Source organism: Mesorhizobium sp. M1D.F.Ca.ET.231.01.1.1 (genome assembly GCF_003999155.2).
Taxonomy (GTDB): Bacteria; Pseudomonadota; Alphaproteobacteria; order Rhizobiales; family Rhizobiaceae; genus Mesorhizobium.
On record NZ_RZOZ02000004.1, the window covers coordinates 359,826 to 383,865 of the forward strand.

Below are 24,040 nucleotides of genomic sequence, written 5' to 3' on the forward strand. Positions count from 1 at the left end.
GAAAATGTCCAAGCTCATCTCCAAATGGAACTACCCCACCACCGTCCGCTTCGGCGCCGGGCGCATCAAGGAATTGCCGGACGTGCTGGCGGCGACCGGCATCAAGCGGCCGCTCTTCGTCACCGATCCGGGCCTGGCGAAGCTGCCGGTCGTCGCCTCGACGCTGAAGATCCTCGATGAGGCCAAGGTGCCCTATGGCGTGTTCTCCGAGGTGAAGCCAAACCCGGTGGACTCCAACCTCACCGCCGGTATCGCGGTTTTCAAGAAGGGCAAGCATGACGGCGTCATCGCCTTCGGCGGCGGCTCGGCGCTCGACCTCGGCAAGCTGATCGCTTTCCAGGCCGGGCAGACGCGGCCGGTGTGGGATTTCGAGGATATCGGCGACTGGTGGACGCGCGCCAATTCGGATGCGATCGCGCCGATCATCGCGGTGCCGACCACCGCCGGCACCGGCTCGGAAGTGGGGCGCGCAGGCGTCATCACCAACGAGGAAACCCACACCAAGAAGGTCATCTTCCACCCGAAGCTCCTGCCCGCGATCGTCATCGCCGACCCGGAACTCTCGGTCGGCATGCCTGCCTTCATCACCGCCGGCACCGGCATGGACGCTTTAGCCCACTGCCTCGAGGCCTATTGCGCGCCGGGCTATCATCCGATGGCCGACGGCATCGCGGTGGAAGGGATCCGGCTGGTGTTCGAGAACCTGCCCAAGGCCTTCGCCAACGGCAAGGATCTGGTCGCCCGCGCGCATATGATGAGCGCCGCCGCCATGGGCGCCGCCGCCTTCCAGAAGGGACTGGGGGCCATCCACTCGCTGTCGCACCCGATCGGCGCGCTCTACGACACCCATCACGGCATGACCAACGCGGTGTTCATGCCCTATGTGCTCGCCTTCAACCGCGAGGCGATCGATGAGCGTATCGCCCGGCTCGCCGCCTATTGCGGCATCAAGGGCGGCTTCGACGGTTTCGCCAAGGCGATCGTCAAGCTGCGCAAGGAACTCAAGGTGCCGCATGCTCTGCCAGGCCTGATCAAGGGCCTCGACATGGACAAGAAGCGCAAGGGCCTGATCGCCGACATGGCGGTGGTCGACCCGACCGCGGGCGGCAACCCGGTCAAGCTCACCAAGAAGGCTGCGCTGACGCTGCTCGAAAACGCGATCGCAGGGTCCGTATGAGAGCCGGCTTCGGATGCCGAAAAGTTGAACAAGACGATATCTAAGGAAAAAGGAGAGGGGGCAAAAGGCAAGGCAACTAACCATTAGCCGGAAAATTAAGTGCGGGCTAATTGCGACAGCCCGTTAAAAAGAGTTAACTTTTTGTGCCGCGGGGCTCGGGTTTCAAAAAGCCTTCATCTGGCTGTCACACGAAAACGGTACCCGCATCGCAGGCGCCCAACAGCGCCAGTTCAACGGAGAGAACACATGTTCAAGTTCACGGGGAAGGTGCTTTCCCTCTCGGCCGCGGCGCTCTTCGCGTCGACGATGATTTCGTCCGCGGATTCGATGGACGATCTCGTCAAGGCCGCGAAGGCTGAAGGCCAGCTGACTGTCATCGCGCTTCCGCATGACTGGTGCGGCTACGGGGCAGTGATCGACGCTTTCAAGGCTAAGTATCCAGATATCACCGTCAACGAGCTCAACCCCGATGCCGGTTCCGGCGACGAGGTCGAGGCGATCAAGGCCAACAAGGACAACAAGGGCCCGCAGGCGCCCGACGTCATCGACGTCGGTCTCTCCTTCGGCCCGACCGCCAAGAAAGACGGCCTGATCCAGGCTTACAAAGTATCGACCTGGGATTCGATCCCGGACAGCGCCAAGGATGCCGATGGCTTTTGGACCGGCGACTATTACGGCGTGCTGTCCTTCCTGGTGAACAAGGATCTTGTGAAGCAAGCTCCGGCTGACTGGGCCGACCTGCTGAAGTCGGATTACGCCAACACCGTCGCACTTGCCGGTGATCCGCGCGCCTCGAACCAGGCGATCCAAGCGGTCTACGCGGCCGGCCTGGCCGGCGGTGCTGCTGCTGGTGAAGCAGCGGGCACGGCAGGTCTCGATTTCTTCAAGAAGCTCAACGCCGCCGGCAATTTCGTTCCGGTCATCGGCAAGCCGGCGACGCTTGCCCAAGGCCAGACCCCGATCCTGGTCACCTGGGACTACAACGCGCTTGCTGGCCGCGACACGCTGAAGGGCAACCCGCCGGTCGACGTCGTCGTGCCGAAGACCGGCGTCGTCGCTGGCGTCTATGTGCAGGCGATCAGCGCTTATGCGCCGCATCCGAATGCCGCCAAGCTCTGGCTCGAGTATCTTTACTCCGACGAGGGTCAGATCGGCTGGCTGAAGGGTTACTGCCATCCGATCCGCTTCAACGACCTCGCCAAGAACGGCAAGCTCCCGGCCGACGTGATGGCCAAGCTGCCGCCGGCAGAAGCCTATGCATCGGCCGTGTTCCCGACCCTCGATGAGCAGGGCAAGGCCAAGGAGGCGATCACCAAGAATTGGGACGCCACTGTCGGCGCCAACGTGAAGTAGCAGAATGATACGACCGGGCGGCTCTGGCCGCCCGGCTCTTCTCACAGACGGTAGCCGGCGCATGACCGATCTCTCGCTTTCCGACCAGACAATTGCGGGAAAGACCGCGCCGCCCAGCGAAGCGCGCGCGTTGCGGCTGCCTACGCAATGGATCGGCGTTGCGCCCTTCTTCATCTTCGCCGTCATGTTCCTCATCCTGCCCACGCTCTACCTGATGCTGGGCGCGTTCCAGAACGAGGCTGGTGAGTTCACGCTGGAAAATCTCATCGCCCTGTCAGAGCCAAATATCGTTGCCGCCTACTGGATCTCGATCAAGGTCAGCCTGGCTTCGGCGCTTATCGGCGCATTTGCCGGCCTGGCAATCGCGATCGCCATCGTGCGCGGCGGCCTACCCAACTGGATACGGTCGGCGACACTGACCTTTTCCGGGGTAGCCTCCAATTTCGCCGGCGTCCCTCTGGCCTTTGCCTTCCTCGCCACGCTTGGCCGACTCGGTCTCGCGACGGTGATCCTGAACACCCTGTTTGGCCTCAACATCTACGCGCATGGCTTCAACATCCTTTCGTTCTGGGGCCTGACGCTGACCTATGTCTATTTCCAGATCCCATTGATGGTGGTGATCATCGTGCCGGCGATCGACGGCCTGAAGAAGGAATGGGGCGAGGCCGCCGCGACACTTGGCGCCACCACGGCGCAATACTGGCGCATGGTCGTCATTCCGGTGATCTGGCCGAGCTTCCTAGGCACCGTTATCCTGCTGTTCGCCAACGCCTTCGGGGCGATTGCCACCGCCTATGCGCTGACCGGCTCCTCGCTCAACATCGTGCCGATCCTGCTCTATGCGCAGATCCGCGGCGACGTGCTGCACAATGCGCATCTCGGCTATGCGATCGCCTTCGGCATGATCGTCATCACCGGCCTCGCCAATGTCTTCTACATCTGGTTTCGGACCCGATCCGAGAGGTGGCTGAAATGAAGACCGGACGCTTCTGGGCTTGGGTCGTCTTCACCCTTGGCGCGGCCTATTTCTTCATCCCGCTGATCGCGACGGTGGAATTCTCCATGCGCATGCGGCGCGGCGCCTATTCCTTCGACGCCTACCAAATCGTGTTGGGCGACGCGCGCTTCCAGGCGACCTTCATGTATTCGGTGATCGCCGCCATCTTCACCATCATCCTCGGCGTGCTGGTCGTGGTGCCGGCCGCCTACTGGATCCGGCTGCGCCTGCCGCAGCTCAGGCCCATCGTGGAATTCGTCACGCTGTTGCCGCTGGTCATTCCGGCCATCGTCATCGTCTTCGGCTATATCCGCATGTATGGCTCGAACTCGCCGCTGCCCTTCCTGGCGAATGACACCGCGACCAACGCCCTGCTGGTCATCGGCTACGCGACATTGGCGCTGCCCTATATGTACAGGGCAGTGGATACGGGCCTGCGCACCATCGATGTGCGCACGCTGACCGAAGCGGCACAGATCCTCGGCGCGGGCTGGTCCACGATCATCACCCGGGTCATCCTTCCCAATGTGCTGATCGCGGTTCTGTCGGGCGCCTTTCTCACCTTCGCGATCGTCATCGGCGAGTTCACGATGGCCAGCCTGCTCAACCGGCCAGCGTTCGGGCCGTACCTGCAGAATATCGGCGCCAACCGCGCCTATGAGCCGGCGGCGCTTGCCATCATCGCCTTTGCCATCACCTGGGGCTGCATGTCGCTGATCCAGATCCTGTCGCGTTTCGCGCCGAAATCGGCGAACCGCCCGAACTGAAAGTCAAAGCCATGGCCGAGCCGTTCCTCTCCATTCAGCATGTGCGAAAGTCCTTCGGCGCCACCACCGTGGTGCAGGATTTCAATCTCGACGTCGAGCCGGGAGAGTTCGTCTCTTTCCTCGGCCCGTCCGGCTGCGGCAAGACGACGGTGCTGCGCATGGTCGCCGGTTTCGAGGAGCCGTCGGCCGGCAAGATCGTCGTCAGCGGCAAGGACATCACCAGGCTGAAGCCCAACCAGCGCAATGTCGGCATGGTCTTCCAGGCCTACGCGCTGTTTCCGAACCTGACGGTGGCGCAGAACATCGGCTTCGGACTGAAGGTGGCAGGCATGCCCAAAGCCGATGCCGACAAGCGCATCGCCGAGATGCTCGACATCATCAAGCTGCCGCAGATGGCAGACCGCTATCCCTACCAGCTCTCGGGCGGCCAGCAGCAGCGCATCGCGCTGGCGCGCGCGATCGCGCCGAAGCCGAAGCTGCTCTTGCTCGACGAGCCGCTGTCGGCGCTGGACGCCAAGGTGCGCGTATCGCTGCGCGAGGAAATCCGCTCGATCCAGAAGAAGCTCGACATCACCACCATCTTCGTCACGCACGACCAGGAAGAGGCGCTGTCGATCTCCGACCGCATCGCGGTGATGTATGGCGGCAAGGCCGAGCAGGTCGGCACGCCCTTCGAGATCTACAACCGGCCGGCGACGAAGTTCGTCGCCAATTTCGTCGGCACGCTCAACGTGCTGGAGGGCAAGGTCACCGACGCCGCCTCGGGCAAGGTGCAGGTCAACGCGCAGGAAGTCTCGCTCAAGGGCAAGCTCAACGGCTCGAAGGCCGGCGACATGCTGTCCCTGGCGCTGCGCCCCGAAGCGATCTCGCTGGCGCGGCAGCCCGGTCATGACACCAGCCTGTCTGGCGAAATCGCCGAAGTGCATTTCCTCGGCTCGGTCATTCGCGTGCGCGTCGGCATCGGCGGCAACACCGTGTCGTTGGACACCTTCAACAATTCCACGACGCCGCCGCCGGTCGTCGGCCAGAAGGCGGATATCTCCTTCTCGTCGGGTGATATGCTGGTGCTGCACTAGGCTATGTCGATATTCAGGTGAGGCCGGCCTGCAAACGGCGGCTTCCTACGCTTCCGGTGCTCACGTACTTCAAGTACGCTCCGCTCCGGTTCTCGGAAACCGCCGTTTTCGGCTCGGCCTGATCTGAATCTCAACACAGCCTGCGCCAACTGGACTGAAGCTCCTCAAGCCGGTGCGATATGCGTGGCCAGCTGATATCGATGCGTTGGACAATCAACAGCATCCTGCCTCGGGGGTACTGCCAACCTTCGCGCTTCGCCGCTACGATGAGCCATGGCGCTTTTCGAGCTCACCCTTATCCTCCTTCTCACCGCCGTCGCGCTGACGGCGGTGTCGCGGTGGCTGGAGGTCCCCTATCCGTCACTGCTCGCGCTTGCCGGGGCAGGGATCGCCTTCCTGCCTGGCGCGCCGACCATCGAAATCGATCCGGAACTGGCGCTGGCGCTGTTCATTGCGCCGGTTCTTCTCGATGCCGCCTATGACACTTCGCTGCGCGACCTGAAGCGCTACCGGCTGTCGCTGGTGCTGTTGGCGCTCGGCGCCGTCGTCTTCACCACGGTGGTCGTTGCCTTCGTCGGCTGGAAGATGGCGGGCCTGCCGATCGCGGCGGCGATCGCGCTCGGCGCCATCGTCGCGCCCCCGGACGCGGTTGCGGCGAGCGCCGTGCTCGGCCAGTTCAAGGTGCCGCACCGCCTCACCGCCATCCTGCAGGGCGAGAGCCTGCTCAACGACGCCACGGCGCTGCTGATCTACCGGATCGCGGTTTCGGCCGCGATCGGCTCGGTGATGTTGAGCGACGCAGTGCCGGTAATCCTGCTGTCCACGGTCGGCAGCGTTGCCGCCGGCTATATGTTCGGCCGCATCTCGCTGCTCGCGCTCATCCGCATCGAGGATGCGGCAAGCAGCACCGTCGTGCAGTTTGCCGGAACCTTTGCCGTCTGGATCATCGCCGACAGGATCGGCCTTTCGGCCATCATCACCATCGTCGTCTATGCCATCACCATCGCGCGCACGGGGCCGCGCCGCATGTCGGCGAGACGCCGCGTCAGCACCTATTCGGTCTGGGAGTCGGCGGTGTTCGTGCTCAACGTTCTGGCTTTCGTGCTGATGGGCCTGCAGGCGCGGTCGATCGTCGGCCGGCTCTCCGGCGATGGGCAGGGCGATGCCTTCCTCTTCGCCGCGGCGGTGCTGGCCGCCGTCATCGTGGCGCGCCTGGTGTGGGTGCTGGGTTATGTCGCGATGATGCTGCGGGTCGCCCGCTTCGACAGCGAAGAGCAAAGGCGGGACGCGCCGACGTTTCGCGGCGCCGTGCTCGTCGGCTGGTGCGGCATGCGCGGGCTGGTAACGCTGGTCGCGGCCGTTGCCCTGCCTGCCGGCTTCCCCGGCCGTGATCCGATCGTGCTCGCCGCCTTCGCCGTCGTGCTCGGCACGCTGGTGCTACAGGGCATGAGCCTGAAGCCCTTGCTGCGCCGGCTCAACTTCGATCGGGATACGACGATCGACCGCGAAGTGGCGCAGGCACGCGTCGCCATCATGCAAGCCGCGCTCGATGTGCTGAGCCGCAAGACGTCGGCCGCGGCGGCGGTGGTGCGCGAGCAGTACGAGGCGCAGCGCCTGGTAGCGGAAAACCCGGAGGACGCGCAGGCGGCGACCGAATACGACCGGCTGCGTCTCTATGCCATCAACCGCCAGCGCGACCTGCTCGAGGAGTTGCGCCGCAACGGCACGATCGGCGACGAGGCCTATCACCGGCTGGAAGAAGAGATCGACTGGGCCGAGCTGGCGGCGTCGCCGGCGGGGCGCTTCCAGCCACTTACCACTTATTAGAGCGTTTCAGCGATTCATAGAATCGCCGAACCGCTCTAAGTATTTGTTTTTACGCAATCCGGACGGAAAACCGTTACACACTTTTCCAGGAATTGCTCTAGAAATGCGCCGGCCCGGCGGTCATCGACTGGACCATTCTGCGTGCCGCCACGGTCCATTGCATCGCCAACGGTGAGGCGCTACTGCCGTCACCGGAATTGAGCCGGTTAATCGATGAAGCTGGTCAGCTACAACATCCAGTACGGGTTCGGCAGCGACGGCCGCTATGACGTGGCGCGCGCGGCGCGCCTTGTCGATGGCGCCGACGTCATCGCCCTGCAGGAAGTCGAGCGGCACTGGCAGCGCAGCAATGGCGACGACCAGCCGGAGATGCTGTCGCGGCTGCTGCCTGATTATTACTGGGTCTATGGTCCGGCCTTCGATATGGACGCCAGCGAAAAGCGCGACGGCCGGGTCGCCAATCGCCGGCGGCAGTTCGGCACCATGGTGCTTTCGAAGCTGCCGATCGCCTGGTCGCGGCTGCACACGCTGCCGCTGCGGCGCACGCTGAGGCCGCTCAACACGCGCAACGCGGCGCTCGAGTGCATGATCCGCACGCCGGCGGGGCCGGTGCGGGTCTTCTCGCTGCATCTCGCCCATGTCGCGGCCGAGGAGCGGCTGGAGCAGATCGACTATCTGCTTGCCGAGCATCGCCGCGCGTCGTCCGACGGCGGCCCCTGGAGTGGCGCCGACGACGAGCCACAGCGCAACTGGAGCAACGGCGAGCCGGAGCCCGAAAGCCCTTTGGCGGCGATCTGGCTCGGCGATTTCAACATGGAGCCGGGCAGCGCCGAATACCGGCGCATTGTGGGCAGCGCGCCTTACCATCGGGGCGCCGCCTATATCGACGGATTCGTCGATGCCGCGGCCGTCGCCAGCGAGCCCGGGCCGGATTTCCATACGCATGAAAAGATCATCGAGGGCAGGTTGGCGAAACGACGGCTCGATCACTGCTTCGTCGGCGGCATGCTGGCCGGACGGGTGCGTTCGGTGAGCGCCGACATCGGCGCGGTGGCTTCCGACCATTTCCCGTTGAGGGTCGATATCGACCTGGAAACGCCTGCTATCGCTTCAGGCCTGGCCGGCAGGTGAGGCCGACATGACGCTCCTCGTCTTCCTCGCGGTGCTCTCGGCGGCTGCCATGCATGCGATCTGGAACGCGCTGGTCAAGGTGCATCTCGACCGCTTCCTGTCGATCACGCTGATGACGTTAGGCATGGGGTTCGCGGCGCTGCTGGTGCTGCCTTTCGTCGAGGTGCCGAAGGCCGAGGTCTGGCCGTTCATCCTCGCGTCGGTCTTCTTTCACATGGGCTATCGTACGTTCCTGATCGGCGCCTACAGGGCCGGCGATTTCGCCCAGACCTACCCGCTGGCGCGCGGCACGGCGCCGCTGCTGTCGGCGCTCGGCGGTATCGTTCTGGTTGGAGAGATGCCGCCGCCGCTCGCCATCTTCGGCATCGTGCTTTTGTCGGCCGGCACGCTGGTCATGTCATTTCGCGGCGGCGTGCATCTCGAACGGTTCAATCTTCGCGCGGTCGGCTTTGCCCTCGGCACCTCGATCTTCATCGCCAGCTACACGCTCTCCGACGGCAGCGGCGCGCGGCTGGCCGCCACCGCAACCAGTTATGCCGCCTGGCTGTTCGTCTGCGACGCCACGTGGGCGCTGGTGCTGTGCATCGCCTTTCGCGGACCACAGTCGCTGCCCGTGCTGGCGCGCGACTGGAAGGCAGGGCTGTTCACCGGCGTGCTCAGCGGCGCCGCCTACTGGATCGTGATGTGGGCGATGACCAAGGCGCCGATCGCGTCGGTCGCGTCGCTGCGCGAGACCTCGATCCTGTTCGCCATGCTGATCTCGGTGCTGGCGCTGGGCGAGAAGATGACCGCTTGGCGCGCCACGGCCGCGCTCGGCATTGTCGCCGGCGTGGTCGCATTGCGCTTGGGGTAATTCTCGCCGTCAGCCGCGAATATCCAAATCGACCACCACGAGCCCGTCAGTGCCACCTTCGAGCGCGGCAACCAAGCGGGCGCCGGCGCGCTGATGCGCTTCATGCACCAGATAGGCGTCACGCGCGGCGGCATCGCGGAAATCGATGGTGAAGCCATGCGTGAGGCTGCGCGCGAAGGGCTCGGGGCTGACATTGGCGCTGAAATGAACCTTGCCCATGCCGCCGATGAGCGAACGCAGCGCCTCGAGATCGGCGTGGATTGCCGCGCGCTCGGCGGCGGGGACATCGTCGCGGAAGCGGACAAAGACGCAGTGGCGGATCATCGATGTTCCTTCAAGCCGCCTGGTTGCCCTTGAACACAGCCGGCGGCAGCGGCTCGCGGCCGAGGATCAGGTCGGCGCCCTTTTCGCCGACCATGATGGTCGGCGCGTTGGTGTTGGAGGACGGGACGCGCGGCATCACCGAAGCGTCGCAGACGCGCAGGCCCTCTATGCCGCGCAGCCTGAGGTCCGGCGTCACCACGCTCATTGCGCCATGGCCCATGCGGCAGGTGCCGACCGGATGGTGGTCTGTCTTCGACGTGCGGCAGGCATAGTCGAAGAGATCGTCGTCGCTTTGCAGACCAGGGCCGGGCAGCACCTCGCGCAGCACATAGGGCTGCAGCGCCTTCTGGCGCATGATCTCGCGCGCCAGGCGCAGGCCCTTGATCGACATGTCGCGATCATAGGGATCGGACCAGTAGTTCGGATCGATCAGCGGATGATCGGCCGGGTCGGCGCTTTTCAGCCGCACCGTGCCGCGCGAGCGCGGGCGCAGGAAGGCGGAGTTCAGCGTCACGCCCGGATTCTTCAGCTTCTCGACGCCGGCTTCGATGCCGGAGCCGAGGCCGAGATGGAACTGGATGTCCGGCGAGGCGGTCGTCGGGTCGGCGTACCAGAAGCCGCCGGTTTCGAACAGGCTGGAGGCGACCGGGCCCTTCTTCAAAAGCAGATATTGCAGGCCGGCCCACATGGTGCGGTGGAGCTTGGCGTAGTTGTCATAGGTGTGGTCGCCGGTGCATTCGGCAATGACGAACAGGTCGAGATGGTCCTGCATGTTGGAGCCGACCCCGGGCAGGTCGTGGACGGGCGTCACGCCGACAGACTTCAAATGGTCGGCCGGGCCGATGCCGGACTGCAGCAGAAGCTTCGGCGAGCCGATGGCGCCGGAGGAGACGATCACCTCGCGGTTCGAGCGCAGGATCGTCTTTTGCCCACCCGGCCTGTCGACGATCTCGACGCCGATGGCGCGGCCCTTCTCGACGACCACGCGGGTGACCAGCACGTCGGTCCGGACCGCCAAGTTCTTGCGGTCGCGGATGGGCTTCAGATACGCGACCGACGCAGAGGAGCGCCGCGCATCCTTCTGGGTAAGCTGGTAGTAGCCGACGCCCTCTTGGACAGCGCCGTTGAAGTCCGGATTGAAGGGGATGCCCATCTCCTGGCCGGCGCGGAAATAGGCCTCGCAGATCGGCAGCGGCGAGATCGGGTTGGAGACGCCGAGCGGGCCCTGGTCACCGTGGAAATCATTGGCGAAGCGCTGGTTGTTCTCGGCACGCTTGAAATAGGGCAGCACGTCGCGATAGCCCCAGCCGGCGAGACCCTCCTCCTTCTCCCAGGCGTCATAGTCGCGCGCATTGCCGCGGGTGTAGATCTGGGCGTTGATCGAGGAGCCGCCGCCGACAACCTTGGCCTGCGTGTACCAGAAGACGCGGTCCTTCATGTTCTTCTGCGGCACCGTCGACCAGCCCCAGGAAGCGATGCCCTTGGTCATCTTGGCGAAGCCCGCCGGCATGTGGATCAGCGGATGCCAGTCCTTGCCGCCGGCTTCGAGGAGCAGGACGGAATTCGACGGATCCTCGCTCAGCCGGTTGGCGAGAACGCAGCCGGCCGGACCGGCGCCAACGATGATGTAGTCAGCCATGGTTCCACTCACTCACAAGCGGGGCACGGACAGCGCGCCGCCGACATCGATGACCGATCCGGTCGAAAAGCCGAACTTGCCGGAGGCCAGCGCCGCCACCACCGCGCCGATATCGGCGGCTTCGCCCCAACGTTTGGCCGGCACCAGGCCGCCATCGATCAGCGCGTCATATTTGGCGGAAACGCCTGCGGTCATGTCGGTGCGGATGATGCCTGGCCGCACCTCGAAGACGCCGATGTTTTCGGGAGCGAGCCGCAGCGCCAGGTTCTTCACCCACATCGAAAGGCCGGCCTTGGAGACGCAGTAGTCGGCGCGTTCCGGCGAAGCCATCGTCGCGCTGACCGAGGTGACGGTGATAATCGATCTGGCCGAAACGGCGGGTGTTGCAAGCATCGCCTTGGCGACGGTCTGGCTGAGGAATACCGTGCCGCGCAGGTTGATATCCAGCGCGCGATCGAAGTTCTCCGGTTTCAGCTCCAGAAGATCGCCTCGCACCACGGCGCCGACGCCGGCATTGTTGACCAGGCAGTCGATGCGGCCGAAGGCGTTGATTGTCGCATCGACCAGTTTCGAATGGCCAGCAAGATCGGCGATATCGCAGCGGGCATAGGCGAATTTCGCGCCACGCGCCGCGATGTTCTGAGCAAGGCCCTTGGCGGGCTTCTCGGCAAGGTCGCCGACGAGGATATCGAAGCCGGCATCGGCCAGCGCCTCGGCGCAGGCAAGTCCGATGCCCCGCGCGCCGCCGGTGACGATGGCCGCCGGGCGGGTCATGAGGCGAGCTCCGTCTTGCGGATGTGGTCGGCGACGCGCAGCGCCTGGGCCGCGATCGACAGCGCCGGGTTGACCGCGGCCGACGTCGGCAGGAAGCCGGCATCGACGACGAGCAAGTTCCGGTGGTCGTAGGCGCGGCAGAACGGATCGAGCGGCGAGGTTGCCGGATCGTTGCCCATCCTCACGGTGCCGCATTGGTGCGAGGGCGTGCGCTTGTCGAACGGGCGTGACAGCACGATCGGATAGCCGCAGGCGCGGAAGTTTTCGCGCATCACCTTGGTCAGGCCTTCCAGCGACTGCATGTTGGAGCGCCGCCACTGCATGACGATCTCCTTGCCGTCGACCATGATACGGCTTTCGGGATCGGGCAGGTCCTCGCACATCAGATACCAGTCGACGGCGTGACCGGCCATGAAGTCGAGCGCGAATTTCGGCGCCAGCTTCACATTGGCCCTCAGCATGTTGCCGTCGATCTTGCCGAGCAGTTGCACATTGCCCAGCGGCTTGCCGCCCTTGCCGTCCGACAGATAGTAGTCGTTGAGCATCAGCGTCTTCTGGTAGACGGCGTCGTTGCGGCGGCGCGGGTCGATCGCCAGCATCGCGCTCGAATTGTGGTTCATGAAATTGCGGCCGACCTGGTCGGAGCTGTTGGCGAGGCCCTTGCCGCCTGCCTTGCCATTGCCGGCAGAAGGCGAGCGCAGCAGGATGACGGCGGAGTTGACTGCACCGGCCGAAAGGATGACCAGCTTCGGCGACAGCGTCTTTTGCTCGCCGTTCTGGGTGTAGTGGATGGCGGCGATCGATCTTCCGTCCGGCGAGGCCTCGAGCCAGTCGACATGCGCGCCCGTCTGAAGCTTGATGTTCGCATCGCTGAGCGCCGCAGTCAGCGGCCCGGTCTGGGCGTCGACCTTGCCCAGGCCGGTATTCGGGAAAGCATCCCAACCTGTCTTGCCATCCTTCAGCCAGGCTTCGATGTCGACGCCTAGCGGCAGCGACGCCGGATGCAGGCCGAGGCTCTTCAACTCGGCACGGGCGCGAGCGATCGGCGGCTCGTCCGGCACCGGCTTGAAAGCATAGGGGATCGAGTGGAATGGCTCGGTCGGGTCCTCACCGAGCGTGCCGCGCACGCGAAAAAGCTGCTCGGCCTTCGAATACCAGGGCTCGAACTCGTCATAGGAAAACGGCCAGGCCGGCGAGACGCCGCCGTAGTGTTCGAGCTCGGAGAAATCCTCCTTGCGGTAGCGGATCAGCACCGCGCCGAAGAACTTCGAATTGCCGCCGACATAGTAGTAGTTGCCAGGGTTGAAGGCCGGGCCGCCGGCCTCGCGCCACATCTCCTTCGGCCGGTAATGCTCGTCGACGAAGATCGACCGCGTCGAGCGCGCATGCGGCGTCGCGGGCAGCGGCTCGCCGCGCTCCAGGATCAGGATCGAGGCGCCACTGCTGGCCAAGCCGGAGGCGATCGTGGCGCCGCCGATGCCGGAGCCGATGATGACGATATCCGGATTTGCCATAGTCTAAGGATCTTTGTTTTGATGCATGTCGTTGCCCCAAAACCGGAGCCACTTTTGGGCGACATGCATCAGAGAATACGCTTCTCGGTCGCCGGATCGAAGAACACCGCCTTGCTCAGGTTGAAGGCCAGGGGCGTGCTGGTGCCGGGCTGAATCCTGGCGTCCGCCCGCAGCCGCGCCACCACGCCCTTGCCGCCGAGATTGGTGACGGCGAAGGTGTCCGATCCAGCCGGCTCGACCACTTCGATATGGCAGTCGGCGGTGGCGATCTCGGATCCGTTGCGCTCGGCGCCTTCCGGATCGGTCAGCGCTTCGGGCCGCACGCCGAAGATGACCGGCTTGTCCTTGAAGGCCGCAAGGCCGGCCGGAGCGCCGGGCAGCGACAGCGTGATCGGCTGGCGCGCCTCGCGGTCGAGCACGACGGAGAGTCCGCTGCCATTGGCGCCGATCTTGGCCGGGATGAGGTTCATCGCCGGCGAGCCCATGAAGTCGGCGACGAAGACGTTGGTCGGGTTGTTGTAGATCTCGGCCGGCGTGCCGAATTGCTGCACCTCGCCGTCGCGCATCACGGCGATCTTGGTCGCCAGCGTCATCGCCTCGATCTGGTCGTGGGTGACATAGACGATCGTCGTGCCGGTGGTCGCATGCAGGCGCTTGATCTCGATGCGCATGTCGACGCGCAGCTTGGCGTCGAGGTTGGAGAGCGGCTCGTCGAACAGGAACAGCTTCGGGTCGCGCACCAGCGCCCGGCCCATGGCAACGCGCTGGCGCTGGCCGCCGGAGAGCTGGCTGGGCTTGCGCTGCAACAGGTGGCCGATCTGCAGGGTTTTGGCCACCTTGTCGATTGCCTTCTGGCGCTCGTCGGCCGGCACGCCGCGCATCTCCATGCCGAAGGCGATGTTTCCGGCCACCGTCATGTTCGGGTAGAGCGCATAGCTCTGGAACACCATGGCGATGTCGCGCTTCGAGGGATGCAGGTCGTTGATCGCCTTGCCGTCGACCCGGATCTCGCCCTCGGTGATGTTCTCCAGGCCGGCGATGGTGTTGAGCAGCGTGGACTTGCCGCAGCCGGACGGGCCGACCAGCACGAGGAAGCCGCCCTTTTCGAGCTCGACGTCGATGCCCTTCAGGATCTCGACATTCCCGAAACGCTTCTTCAGTCCGTCAATTTCCAGAAAAGCCATGGTCGTTCCTTCAGAAAATATGGTCAGCCCTTGACCGCGCCCGCCATCAGCCCGCGCACGAAATAGCGGCCGGCGACGACGTAGACGATCAGGGTGGGGAGCGCGGCGATCATCGCCGCGGCCATGTTGACGTTGTATTCGACGACACCGGTCGAGGTGTTGACGACATTATTCAGCGCCACCGTCATCGGCATTACGTCGCCGGTGCCGGCATAGGCGGAAGCGAACAGGAAGTCGTTCCAGATGTTGGTGAACTGGTAGATGACGGTGACGACGAAGATCGGCATCGAGTTCGGCAGCATGATGCGGCGGAAGATCTGGAAGAAGGAGGCGCCGTCGACCTGCGCCGCCTTCACCAGTTCGGTCGGGAAGGCCTCGTAGTAGTTGCGGAAGAACAGCGTGGTGAAGCCGAGGCCGTAGACCACGTGGACGAAGACGAGGTTCACCGTCGAGTTGCCGAGGCCGAAGTTGAACCCGGTCGCGTTCTGAAGCGTGACGCCGAAGCGGCCGATGCTGCCGAGGATCGTCGCCATCGGCAACAGCACCGACTGGAACGGGATGAAGCAGGCAAACAGCATCATGGCGAAGACCAGCGTGTGGCCGCGGAAGCGCCATTTGGTCAGCACGTAGCCGTTGAGCGCGCCGAGCAGCGTCGAGATCAGCACCGCCGGGACCACCATCTTGATGGAGTTCCAGAAGTAGCCCTTGATGCCGGCGCAGGTGAGGCCGACGCAGGTTTCGCCCCAGGCCTTGAACCACGGCGCGATGGTCGGCGCCTGCGGCAGCGCCAGCATGTTGCCGTTCTGGATCTCGTCCATGGTCTTGAACGAGGTGACCAGCATGACGAAGAGCGGCACCAGGTAGAACAGCGCGAACAGCGCCAGCAGCCCGTAGATGACGATGCGGTTGATCGTCCTGGCGCTGACGCCGCTCGAGGCCTGGCGGGCCGGTGAGGTGATGGCGCTCATCGCGGCTTCTCCCTGAGCTCGGAATAGAGGTAAGGCACGATGATCGCGGTCAGCGTCATCAGCATGATCACCGCGCTGGCGGAGCCGACCGCCATTTCGTTGCGCTTGAAAGTGAACTCATACATGAAGTTGGACGGCAGCCAGGCCGAGCCGCCCGGCCCGCCGCTGGTCAGCGCCACGACCAGGTCGTAGGACTTGATGGCGAGGTGCGCGAGCACGATGAAGGCCGAGAGGAATACCGGCCGCAAGAGCGGAATGACGATACGGCGGTAGAGCTGGAAGGTTGTCGCGCCGTCGATCTGCGCGGCCTTCATGATCTCGCCGTCGATGCCGCGCAGGCCGGCCAGGAACATCGCCATGATGAAGCCGGAGGCCTGCCAGACGCCGGCGATCACCACGGTGTAGATGACGAAATCCTTGTTCTTGATCCAGTCGAAATGGAAGCTCGTCCAGCCCCATTGGTGCAGCGTCTGCTCGAGGCCGAGGCCGGGATCGAGGAACCACTTCCAGGCGACGCCGGTGACAATGAAGGAAAGCGCCATCGGATAGAGGTAGATTGGCCTGAGCACGCCTTCGCCGCGGATCTTCTGGTCGAGCAGGATGGCCAGGAACAGGCCGAGCGCCAGGCAGATCAGGATATAGAGGAAGCCGAAAATGCCCATGTTGGTGATCGAGGTGTACCAGCTCGACGGCGGGTCGCTCTCGAAGGTCCAGCGCCACAGCCGCTGATAGGCTCGGGCGCCGGTGATGGCATAGGACGGGAAGGTCTTGGAGTTGGTGAACGACAGATAGATCGTCCACAGGATGAAGCCGTAGACGAAGACGATCGTCGCCGCGAAGCTCGGCGCCAGCACGATCTTCGGCAGCAGATCCTGCAATCGCGAGCGGACGGTCGCGCCGGGGCGGGCGTCGTGCTCCGGCGTCAGCTTCGCGGTGGTTTCGGCAACTGTGCTCATCGGCTCATCCAGTACCGGTTTGTCGCGGGACCGGCCGGCGCGAACTCACGCCAGCCTGAACAATCCCGGACCTTGCTTCGATATGGCCTTCCCCGCCTGGAGCGGGGAAGGCTCAGTTCAAGGCGCGCCTTACTTGGCGTCGTCGATCGCCTTGACCAGTTCGGTCACGGCCTCGTCCGAGGTCTTGATCTGACCGTGGACGAACTTCGACACGACGTCCTTGTAGGCGTTGGCGACGGCGGGCGGAGCGCCATAGCCCTGCGCCAGCGAGCCGAACAGCGTGCCGCCTTCATTGGCCTTCTTCAGGTCGGCGATGCCCTTCTTGCCGCAAGCGTCGAAGTCGGTGTCAGGCACGTCGGTGCGCGCCGGGACCGAGCCCTTGACGACGTTGAAGGCCGACTGGAAGCTCTTCGACAAAGTGGCAGTGGCCAGAGCGACCTGGGCGGCCTTGCGGTCGTCCGGAACGTTGAACATGCCGAACATGTCGGAGTTGTAGACCACCGTGCCGTCGGTGCCCGGGAAGCGGTAGCACAGGAAGTCGGTGCCCGGAGTCTTGTTGGCGGCGTGGAACTCGCCCTTGGCCCAGTCGCCCATGACCTGAACCAGCGCATCGCCCTTGATGACCATAGCGGTGGCGAGGTTCCAGTCGCGGCCCGAGAAGTTCGGGTCGACATAGGTGACGAGCTTGGCGAGGTTATCGAACGACTTCTTCATCGTGTCGGACTTGAGCGACTCGTCATCGAGGTCGTTCATCGCCTTCTTGTAGAACTCCGGTCCACCGGTCGACAGCACGACGGAGTCGAACATGGTGGCTTCCTGCCAGTTCTGGCCGCCGAGCGCCAGCGGGATGACGCCAGCAGCCTTGGCCTTGTCGAGCAAGGCGATGAAGTCGTCGAAGGTCTTCGGCTCGGTGCCGCCGATCTTGTCCATCACCGCCTTGTTGATCCACAGCCAGTTGACGGAGTGGACGTTGACCGGAGCCGCGACCCACTTGCCGTCATAGACGGAGAATTTTTGCAGGGCGGCCGGAACCGACTTGTCCCAGCCTTCCTTCTTGGCGGTCTCGGTCAAGTCGCCCATGACGCCGGCGGCGGCATAGTCGAGCACGGTGTAGCCGAGCATCTGCGAGGCGGTCGGATAGTTGCCGGCCGCGACCATCGCCTTCAGCGCGGTCATGGCGGCATCGCCGCCGCCGCCGGCCACCGGCACGTCCTTCCAGGCATAGCCTTCCTTGGCCAGATCCTGCTTCAGCACGTTGAGGGCGGCAGCTTCGCCGCCCGACGTCCACCAATGCAGCATCTGCACTTCCTTGACGTCCGCGGCATGCGCCGAGAACGCGAAGCTCGTCGCGAGAGCCGTTCCGATAAGCAGTTTGCGCAACATGTACTACCTCCCTTGTTGCATGCACATCACCGGCGGATGGCCGCCGGGGTCTCCCAACTCAGCCGACCCACCATCCGGTGCGCTGGCCGCGATGAAACTGGATAGTCTTTTCCTCGGTATAGTCCTCGACGGCGCGTTTGCCGAGTTCGCGCCCAAGACCGGACTGCTTGTAGCCGCCAAACGGCAGTTCGGGATAACCTTCCATGAACGTATTCACCCAAACCGTCCCCGAACGCACACTGCGCGCCACCGACATGCATGTGTCGATGCTGGCGCTCCACACACCCGCAGACAGACCATAGGGCGTGTTGTTGGCGATGTGCAATGCCTTCTCAATCGTTTCAAAAGTGAGCACGGAGAGCACCGGCCCGAACACTTCCTCGCGGGCGATGGCCATGTCCTCGGTGACGCCCCGCACGATGGTCGGATCGAGATACTGGCCGGCGTTGGAGGCGCGTTGCCCGCCGCCGCTATAGACGTTGCCGCCGTCGGTTTTCGCGGCAACAACATAGCCGGCTACCTTTGCCATGTGGTCGGCCGAGATCATGGCGCCGACCTTGGTGCGGTCGTCAAGCGGGTCGCCAACGCGAACCTTCTCGGCCAGCGCCTTGACCGCGCCGAGGAAGTCGTCGGCGATCGCCGCATGCACGATCAGCCGGCTGCCGGCATTGCAGCATTCGCCGGCGTTGAAGAAGCCGCCGAATACCGCGGCATCGGCGGCCGCTTCGAGGTCGGCGTCGGGGAAGACGATCTGGCCGTTCTTGCCGCCGAGCTCCATCGAAACCTTCTTCAGGGAATTTGAGGCGGCGGCCATGGTCATCTTGCCGACGCGGGTCGAGCCGGTGAAGGAGACCATCTCGACCAGCGGATGGCTGACCACCGGCGCGCCGACATCGGCGCCGAACCCGGCGAGGATGTTGACGACGCCGGCCGGCAGGCCGGCTTCCAGCAGGATGTCGCCGAGCACGAAGGTCGAGGCCGACGTCATCTCGCTCGGCTTCACGACGGCCGTGCAACCGGCGGCGAGCGCGAATGGCAGTTTCTGGCTGACGATCAGGAAGGGGAAATTCCACGGCGTGATGATCGAGACGACGCCGATCGGCTCGCGCAACACCACACCCAGCATGGCATCGCCGAGATTGGCGTAGCTTTCGCCGGAGAGCGTGCGGGCAAGCGAGGCGGCATAGCGCCAGATGTCGACGGCGCCGCCGATCTCGCCGCGCGCCTGGGCGATCGGCTTGCCGGATTCGAGCGCGTCGAGCCGGGCGATCTCCTCCAGCCGGGTTTCGATGAGGTCGGCCGCCTTGAGAAGCACGGTGGCGCGTTCGGATGCCTTCATGCGCGGCCAGGGGCCGGCCTCGAAGGCCTTGTGCGCGGCCTGCACCGCGGCTTCCACTTCCTCTGCACCCGCCTGGGCGTAGCGCGAAACGGCAAAACCGTGACCGGGGCTGCTGCGCTCGATGGTGCGGCCATCGCCGGCGTCGACGTGCTTGCCGTCGATCAAAAGCTTGTAGGCCTTCGGCGCCTGGGACGCCTCGGCCGGCATGGTGATGTTGAGGGGTGCGTTCATCGTGCTTCTCTAGGATCTCGAAAAGGCCGGCTTCTGCTTGGCCTTGAAGGCGCCGACGCCGGCCTTGAGGTCGCCGGTCAGCGCGATGAAGCCGCTCGCCAGCGCTTCGGTCGCGGCGGCATTCTCCTCGCCTTCGGCAACGGCGATCATCAGCTTGGCGGCCTCGGTCGCCAGCGGCCCGCGCTCGGCGATCTTTCCGCCCCAGGCCTTCGCTTCGTCGAGGGCCTTGCCGGTCTCAACGACGCGGTCGACGACGCCGAGCGCAAGCGCGTCGGCCGCCAGAAGAAGCTCGCCGCCGATGGCCATACGGCGCACCGTCTGCGCGCCAAAGCGGCGCACGGCGCGCTGCGTGCCGGACCAGCCGGGCACGACGCCGATCGAGGTTTCAGGAAAGCCGAGCTTGATCTGGGTTTCGGCGACACGGAAGTCGCAGGCGGCGGCAAGTTCCAGCCCGCCGCCGAGAGCATGGCCCGACAGCACGGCGATGGTCGGCTGCCTGAGCCGCGCCAGCCGGTCGAAGACACGATGGCCGTAGCGAACCCATTGCACCTGGAAATCGGCGGCGCTCAATTGTGCCCAGGCCTCGACATCGCCGCCGGCGCAAAAACCCTTGCCTTGGCCGCGGATCAACACGACGCGGACGTCATCCGCCGCCTCGGCCTCATCGAGCGCCGTTTCGAGCGCGCGCAGCATCGGGATGTCCAGCGCGTTGAATTTTTCCGGCCGGCGCAGCGTGACTACGCCGATGGCGCCGTCCTTTTCGAAGGTGACGAGACGTTCAGCCATGCGCGCCTCCGAGCGATGCGCCGCCGTTGAGCGACAGGCCGATCGGCCGGTCCCGATAGAGCGCATCCGGCGTCACCTTGAGGTCGTTGGCGACGGCGAGAGGGATATCGGCCTGCGCCAGCACATCGCGTTCGAGATCGATGCCGGGCGCAAGCTCCGTCACCATCAGCCCGTCCGGGGTCAGCCTCATCACGCAGCGTTCGGTGACGTAGGTGATGTCCTGGCGTTGCGCGACCGCGCGCTTGCCGGAGAAGGAGATGTGCTCGACCTCCTCGACGACCTTCTTGACCTTGCCTTCCTGGTCGATGCGAATGCCGCCATCTGCCAGCGAAAGCTTGGCGCCGGCGTTGAAAAAGCCGGAGAAGACGATCTTCTTAGCCCGCGCCGTGATGTCGACGAAGCCGCCGGCGCCGGCCGTCACATGCGGCCGCGCCGAAAGCTTCGAGACATTGACCGAGCCGTGACGGTCGATCTGCAGGAAGGACAGCAGCGAGGCGTCGAAGCCGCCGGCCTGGAAATAGATGAACTGGTGCGGCGAGGGCATGATCGCCTCGGCGTTGGAGGCGCAGCCGAACTTGAAGTCGAGCAGCGGCACGCCGCCGACGGCGCCCTGCTCGATCACCCAGGTGACCTTGCCGTGCTGGCCTTCCTCGAGAAGGATGCGCGGCACGTTGGCGGAGATGCCGAAGCCGATATTGACGGCCATGCCGTCGCGCAATTCCATGGCGACGCGGCGCGCGATCACCTTCTGGATGTTCATTTCCGCGTTGCGGAAGGTCGACAGCGGCCGGAAAATCTCGCCCGAGATCGCCGGGTCGTAAGGCGTCTGCGTGGTCTGCAACTGGTCGGGCGCCACCACGATGTGGTCGACCAGCACGCCGGGCACGCGCACGTCATGCGGCTTCAGGGTACCGTTCTCGACGACACGCTTCACCTGGGCGATGACGATGCCGCCATTGTTGCGGGCTGCGAGCGCCTGTTCCAGCCCGCCGAGATAGGCGCCTTCATGCTCGTAGGTGAGGTTGCCGCGCTCGTCGGCGGAAGTGGCGCGGATGACGGAGATATTGGGGACGATGGCACGGAAATAGAGCCATTCCTCGCCGTCGAACTGCTGCACCGAAACGATCGGCTCGCTGGCGGCCGCATTCATGGCGCAGCCCTGGTGGCGCGGATCGGCAAAAGTGTCGAGGCCGACCTTGGTCAGCACGCCCGGCCGCTTGGCGGCGGCCTCGCGGTGCATGTCGAACAGGATGCCTGACGGTACATTGTAGGCGGCGACCGAGTTGTCGCCGATCATCTGCCAGATCCGCGGCGGCTCGGCGGAGGAGGGGCCGGAGGGGTAGGAGCCGCACAGCGTGCGCTTGAGCAAGCCAGGCTTCGCCAGATGGTCGATGCCCTTGATGCCGTACATGTCGCCGGCCGCGATCGGGTGCAGCGTGGTGATCCCCTTCGGGTGACCTTCCACCTCGAAGCGCTCGCCGATCGCGGCAAGCACGGCGTCGGGGCAGCCGAGGCCGCTTGACGACGACACCGAGACGACCATGCCGTCCTTGATCAGGCTGGCGGCATGAGCCGCCGAGACGAGCTTGCTCACGCGAGGCTCCCGAGTTGTGGATCGATGGTCACGGCCTTGCCGGTTCTCGAGGATTGCAGCGCGGCCTCGGCCGATGCCAGCGACCAGATGCCGTCCTCGCCGGTGGCAGACGGCCGGCCTTCGCCACGGGTCGCGGCATGGAACTGGCGCAGCGAGCGGGTATAGAGGTCCTCGCGGTCAAAGCTCAGCTCTTCCTCGCCGTTCGAGGTGCGCAGCAGCACCGAGCCGACCGGCTTCTGCGTCATCACATTGGTGGCGATCAGCGAGCCTTCCGACCCATGCACCTCGAAGCCGGTGCCGGCGAATTTCGTCGTGAAGCCCTCATGCGATTGCGCAATGACGCCCGACTTGAAGCGCCAGACGCACATGGCACCGTCCTCCAGGCCGCCGTCGGCCATGCCGGCCGACTGTGTGAAAGCGGAGATCTCGACCGGATCGTCGCCGAGCACGAAGCGCAGCGTGTCGGCGTCATGCACGGTGATGTCGAGTACCACGCCGCCGCCGGCCTCGGGCCTGGTGATGCGCCAGCCCTGCAGATTTTCCGGCAGGTAGACGGAATGGAAGACGCGCGCCGCGACCGGCTTGCCGATGCGCCCCGAGGCGATCGCCTCGCGCATCGCCCGGTGCGCGCCGGCGTTGCGCAGATGGTGGTTGGTGCCGAACACGATGCCGGCGGCTTTCGCGGCAACAACCATCCTGCGCGCATCGGCGCTGGTGAGCGCCAGCGGCTTTTCGCACAGCACATGCTTGCCGGCCTTGATGGCGGCAAGCCCCTGTTCGAGGTGCAATTCGTTGGTCGTCGAGATGTAGACGGCGTCGATATCCGAGCCAAGCAGCGCGTCCAGCGTCGAGACGGCAGCCGGAATGCCGTTTTCCCTGGCATAGGCTTCGGCGCGCTCGGGGCTCGAGCTCATCACGGCTGCGACCTCGCCGTCGCCTTGAGCGCGGATGGCATTGATCATGAACTGTCTGGCGATCGTGCTTGCGCCGATCAGGCCCCATCTCACGCTCATGGCGCGTCCCCCATTCCTGTGCCGCGCGTCTCGCGGCTCGGGCCGCAGCTTTCCCTGACGACGAGGCTGACCGCGCCGATATGGTCCTCGGCGCGCGTCGTGCGCGACTGGATCATCTTCAGCATCACATGAGCGGCGCGCTCGCCGAGACCCGCGGTGTCGACAGCGACGCTGGTCAGCGCCGGCATGTAATGCTCCGCCTCGGCCACGTCGTCGAAGCCCACCACGGCAAAGTCCGCTCCGGCCTCCAGGCCGCGTTTGCGCAGCGCGAGCATGACGCCGAAAGCGACGGCGTCGTTGAAGCAAAGGGCCGCCGTCGGCGGCTCGGGCGCTGCAAGGGCGGTCTCCAGGCAGGCAATGCCACCCTTGCGGCTGGTCTCTCCCTCGACGATCGTCCTGTCGACGATTGGGATGCCCAGCGTTTCGCAAGCCTCCAGAAAGCCACCCAGCCTCTGCTGATAGACCACGAGGTCGGACGAGCCGCCGAAGAAGGCCAGGCGGCGATGGCCCTTGCGGATCAGATGCTCGGTGGCGATGAAAGCGCCGCGATGATTGTCCGGCGCGATGACCGGAATGCGGCTCTCGGGCAGCCGGCGCATGGTGAAGGCGATCGGCACCCCTGCGGCCTCGATGCGGCGGAAGGCGCCGGGCGTGGTGCCGCGCGCCGGCGAGACGATCAGGCCTGCGACGCCTTGCTCCATCAGCGACTTCAGCACTTCCTCCTGACGTACGGGATTTTCCGCCGTGTTGGCGATGAAGGGCACGATGCCGGCCGCCTGGAAGACACGCTCCATGCCGACCGCCAGCTCGGCGAAGAAGGGGTTGGTGAGATCGTTGATCACCATGCCGATGACGTTGGAATGCGCCTTGCGCAGATTGGCGGCGCCGCGGTTGTAGACATAGCCGACATCCTCGATCGCCTTGCGCACCTTGACCGCGGTCTCAGGCCGGATCAGCCCGCTGCCTTGCAGCACGAGCGATACCGTCGATTTGGACACGCCTGCCTCGCGGGCGATATCCAGGATCGTCGCCTTGGCTCGGCCGGCCATATCCGTGCTTTCCTCCGCATTGGCGTCAAAATCTATTGGAACGTTCTAAACTTCGCGCCCGGCCAGAGTCAATCGGGATTCGCGTGGGATTCAAAAAATTGATGG

The 24,040-nt window shown here is 64.9% G+C and carries 21 protein-coding genes; 8 read left to right on the plus strand and 13 right to left on the minus strand.

Features of this window, described 5'->3' with window-relative positions; genetic code table 11:
• The first annotated feature begins 4 nt into the window (after window positions 1-4).
• The 8 genes from EN874_RS14340 (at window position 5) to EN874_RS14375 (ending at window position 9,181) form a co-directional block, all read left to right on the plus strand.
• Complete coding sequence (locus EN874_RS14340) at window positions 5-1,177, plus strand: iron-containing alcohol dehydrogenase (RefSeq protein WP_127425314.1); 1,173 nt, start codon at window positions 5-7, stop codon at window positions 1,175-1,177.
• Window positions 1,178-1,423: 246 nt separating this feature from the next.
• Entirely contained in the window at window positions 1,424-2,530 is a 1,107-nt protein-coding gene (locus EN874_RS14345; RefSeq protein ID WP_127425315.1) for an ABC transporter substrate-binding protein, read from the plus strand.
• Between the two features lie 61 nt (window positions 2,531-2,591).
• The gene (locus EN874_RS14350) at window positions 2,592-3,506 is read left to right on the plus strand and encodes an ABC transporter permease subunit (RefSeq protein ID WP_126087753.1); all 915 of its coding nucleotides are present in this window, start codon (window positions 2,592-2,594) and stop codon (window positions 3,504-3,506) included.
• A complete protein-coding gene (locus EN874_RS14355; protein WP_127425316.1) occupies window positions 3,503-4,294 on the plus strand; it encodes an ABC transporter permease in 792 nt (263 codons plus the stop codon). Before EN874_RS14350 ends, EN874_RS14355 begins: the two co-directional genes overlap by 4 nt.
• Before the next feature lie 11 nt (window positions 4,295-4,305).
• Complete coding sequence (locus EN874_RS14360) at window positions 4,306-5,370, plus strand: ABC transporter ATP-binding protein (protein ID WP_127425317.1); 1,065 nt, start codon at window positions 4,306-4,308, stop codon at window positions 5,368-5,370.
• A 273-nt stretch (window positions 5,371-5,643) separates the two neighbouring features.
• Window positions 5,644-7,197: a sodium:proton antiporter gene (locus EN874_RS14365; protein ID WP_127425318.1), complete on the plus strand. Its 1,554-nt coding sequence runs from the start codon at window positions 5,644-5,646 to the stop codon at window positions 7,195-7,197.
• Window positions 7,198-7,410: 213 nt separating this feature from the next.
• Window positions 7,411-8,328 (plus strand): endonuclease/exonuclease/phosphatase family protein, encoded by a 918-nt coding sequence (locus tag EN874_RS14370; protein ID WP_127425319.1) that lies wholly within the window; start codon window positions 7,411-7,413, stop codon window positions 8,326-8,328.
• 7 nt (window positions 8,329-8,335) lie between these two features.
• Window positions 8,336-9,181: an EamA family transporter gene (locus tag EN874_RS14375; protein WP_127425320.1), complete on the plus strand. Its 846-nt coding sequence runs from the start codon at window positions 8,336-8,338 to the stop codon at window positions 9,179-9,181.
• Between the two features lie 9 nt (window positions 9,182-9,190).
• On the opposite strand, the gene EN874_RS14380 is transcribed toward EN874_RS14375, so the two are convergent.
• From EN874_RS14380 to EN874_RS14440, 13 genes are all read right to left on the minus strand, one after another.
• On the minus strand, window positions 9,191-9,505 hold the full coding sequence (locus EN874_RS14380) for a Dabb family protein (RefSeq protein ID WP_127425321.1): 315 nt from the start codon (window positions 9,503-9,505) through the stop codon (window positions 9,191-9,193).
• 10 nt (window positions 9,506-9,515) lie between these two features.
• Entirely contained in the window at window positions 9,516-11,144 is a 1,629-nt protein-coding gene (locus EN874_RS14385) for a GMC family oxidoreductase N-terminal domain-containing protein (RefSeq protein WP_127425322.1), read from the minus strand.
• A gap of 12 nt (window positions 11,145-11,156) precedes the next feature.
• Window positions 11,157-11,918: a 3-ketoacyl-ACP reductase gene (locus tag EN874_RS14390; RefSeq protein ID WP_127425323.1), complete on the minus strand. Its 762-nt coding sequence runs from the start codon at window positions 11,916-11,918 to the stop codon at window positions 11,157-11,159.
• Window positions 11,915-13,432 (minus strand): GMC family oxidoreductase, encoded by a 1,518-nt coding sequence (locus EN874_RS14395; protein WP_127425324.1) that lies wholly within the window; start codon window positions 13,430-13,432, stop codon window positions 11,915-11,917. The genes EN874_RS14390 and EN874_RS14395 overlap by 4 nt, the downstream gene beginning before the upstream one ends.
• Before the next feature lie 68 nt (window positions 13,433-13,500).
• Complete coding sequence (locus EN874_RS14400; protein WP_126087763.1) at window positions 13,501-14,616, minus strand: ABC transporter ATP-binding protein; 1,116 nt, start codon at window positions 14,614-14,616, stop codon at window positions 13,501-13,503.
• Between the two features lie 23 nt (window positions 14,617-14,639).
• Window positions 14,640-15,584 (minus strand): carbohydrate ABC transporter permease, encoded by a 945-nt coding sequence (locus tag EN874_RS14405; protein WP_127425325.1) that lies wholly within the window; start codon window positions 15,582-15,584, stop codon window positions 14,640-14,642.
• Window positions 15,581-16,540: a sugar ABC transporter permease gene (locus tag EN874_RS14410; RefSeq protein ID WP_126087765.1), complete on the minus strand. Its 960-nt coding sequence runs from the start codon at window positions 16,538-16,540 to the stop codon at window positions 15,581-15,583. The genes EN874_RS14405 and EN874_RS14410 overlap by 4 nt, the downstream gene beginning before the upstream one ends.
• Window positions 16,541-16,669: 129 nt before the next feature.
• The gene (locus tag EN874_RS14415) at window positions 16,670-17,923 is read right to left on the minus strand and encodes an ABC transporter substrate-binding protein (RefSeq protein WP_127425326.1); all 1,254 of its coding nucleotides are present in this window, start codon (window positions 17,921-17,923) and stop codon (window positions 16,670-16,672) included.
• A gap of 58 nt (window positions 17,924-17,981) precedes the next feature.
• Window positions 17,982-19,493, minus strand: coding sequence for an aldehyde dehydrogenase family protein (locus EN874_RS14420; protein WP_127425327.1), 1,512 nt, complete (start codon window positions 19,491-19,493; stop codon window positions 17,982-17,984).
• 9 nt (window positions 19,494-19,502) lie between these two features.
• Window positions 19,503-20,279 carry an enoyl-CoA hydratase/isomerase family protein gene (locus tag EN874_RS14425; protein ID WP_127425328.1) on the minus strand — a complete coding sequence of 259 codons (777 nt, stop codon included), beginning with the start codon at window positions 20,277-20,279 and terminating at the stop codon, window positions 19,503-19,505.
• On the minus strand, window positions 20,272-21,873 hold the full coding sequence (locus tag EN874_RS14430) for an acyl CoA:acetate/3-ketoacid CoA transferase (protein WP_127425329.1): 1,602 nt from the start codon (window positions 21,871-21,873) through the stop codon (window positions 20,272-20,274). Before EN874_RS14430 ends, EN874_RS14425 begins: the two co-directional genes overlap by 8 nt.
• Entirely contained in the window at window positions 21,870-22,886 is a 1,017-nt protein-coding gene (locus EN874_RS14435) for a Gfo/Idh/MocA family oxidoreductase (protein WP_127425330.1), read from the minus strand. The genes EN874_RS14430 and EN874_RS14435 overlap by 4 nt, the downstream gene beginning before the upstream one ends.
• Window positions 22,883-23,935 carry a LacI family DNA-binding transcriptional regulator gene (locus EN874_RS14440; RefSeq protein WP_127425331.1) on the minus strand — a complete coding sequence of 351 codons (1,053 nt, stop codon included), beginning with the start codon at window positions 23,933-23,935 and terminating at the stop codon, window positions 22,883-22,885. The genes EN874_RS14435 and EN874_RS14440 overlap by 4 nt, the downstream gene beginning before the upstream one ends.
• Between the last annotated feature and the right edge of the window lie 105 nt (window positions 23,936-24,040).

What these genes read in the sequence shown, in the direction of transcription:
- EN874_RS14380 (WP_127425321.1), bottom strand. Translation starts at nt 9,505, where the DNA reads ATGATCCGCCACTGCGTCTTTGTCCGCTTCCGCGACGATGTCCCCGCC.
- EN874_RS14355 (WP_127425316.1), top strand. Translation starts at nt 3,503, where the DNA reads ATGAAGACCGGACGCTTCTGGGCTTGGGTCGTCTTCACCCTTGGCGCG.
- EN874_RS14390 (WP_127425323.1), bottom strand. Translation starts at nt 11,918, where the DNA reads ATGACCCGCCCGGCGGCCATCGTCACCGGCGGCGCGCGGGGCATCGGA.
- EN874_RS14365 (WP_127425318.1), top strand. Translation starts at nt 5,644, where the DNA reads ATGGCGCTTTTCGAGCTCACCCTTATCCTCCTTCTCACCGCCGTCGCG.
- EN874_RS14415 (WP_127425326.1), bottom strand. Translation starts at nt 17,923, where the DNA reads ATGTTGCGCAAACTGCTTATCGGAACGGCTCTCGCGACGAGCTTCGCG.
- EN874_RS14425 (WP_127425328.1), bottom strand. Translation starts at nt 20,279, where the DNA reads ATGGCTGAACGTCTCGTCACCTTCGAAAAGGACGGCGCCATCGGCGTA.
- EN874_RS14360 (WP_127425317.1), top strand. Translation starts at nt 4,306, where the DNA reads ATGGCCGAGCCGTTCCTCTCCATTCAGCATGTGCGAAAGTCCTTCGGC.
- EN874_RS14350 (WP_126087753.1), top strand. Translation starts at nt 2,592, where the DNA reads ATGACCGATCTCTCGCTTTCCGACCAGACAATTGCGGGAAAGACCGCG.
- EN874_RS14400 (WP_126087763.1), bottom strand. Translation starts at nt 14,616, where the DNA reads ATGGCTTTTCTGGAAATTGACGGACTGAAGAAGCGTTTCGGGAATGTC.
- EN874_RS14375 (WP_127425320.1), top strand. Translation starts at nt 8,336, where the DNA reads ATGACGCTCCTCGTCTTCCTCGCGGTGCTCTCGGCGGCTGCCATGCAT.
- EN874_RS14435 (WP_127425330.1), bottom strand. Translation starts at nt 22,886, where the DNA reads ATGAGCGTGAGATGGGGCCTGATCGGCGCAAGCACGATCGCCAGACAG.
- EN874_RS14410 (WP_126087765.1), bottom strand. Translation starts at nt 16,540, where the DNA reads ATGAGCACAGTTGCCGAAACCACCGCGAAGCTGACGCCGGAGCACGAC.
- EN874_RS14440 (WP_127425331.1), bottom strand. Translation starts at nt 23,935, where the DNA reads ATGGCCGGCCGAGCCAAGGCGACGATCCTGGATATCGCCCGCGAGGCA.
- EN874_RS14340 (WP_127425314.1), top strand. Translation starts at nt 5, where the DNA reads ATGTCCAAGCTCATCTCCAAATGGAACTACCCCACCACCGTCCGCTTC.
- EN874_RS14405 (WP_127425325.1), bottom strand. Translation starts at nt 15,584, where the DNA reads ATGAGCGCCATCACCTCACCGGCCCGCCAGGCCTCGAGCGGCGTCAGC.
- EN874_RS14385 (WP_127425322.1), bottom strand. Translation starts at nt 11,144, where the DNA reads ATGGCTGACTACATCATCGTTGGCGCCGGTCCGGCCGGCTGCGTTCTC.
- EN874_RS14420 (WP_127425327.1), bottom strand. Translation starts at nt 19,493, where the DNA reads ATGAACGCACCCCTCAACATCACCATGCCGGCCGAGGCGTCCCAGGCG.
- EN874_RS14345 (WP_127425315.1), top strand. Translation starts at nt 1,424, where the DNA reads ATGTTCAAGTTCACGGGGAAGGTGCTTTCCCTCTCGGCCGCGGCGCTC.
- EN874_RS14395 (WP_127425324.1), bottom strand. Translation starts at nt 13,432, where the DNA reads ATGGCAAATCCGGATATCGTCATCATCGGCTCCGGCATCGGCGGCGCC.
- EN874_RS14370 (WP_127425319.1), top strand. Translation starts at nt 7,411, where the DNA reads ATGAAGCTGGTCAGCTACAACATCCAGTACGGGTTCGGCAGCGACGGC.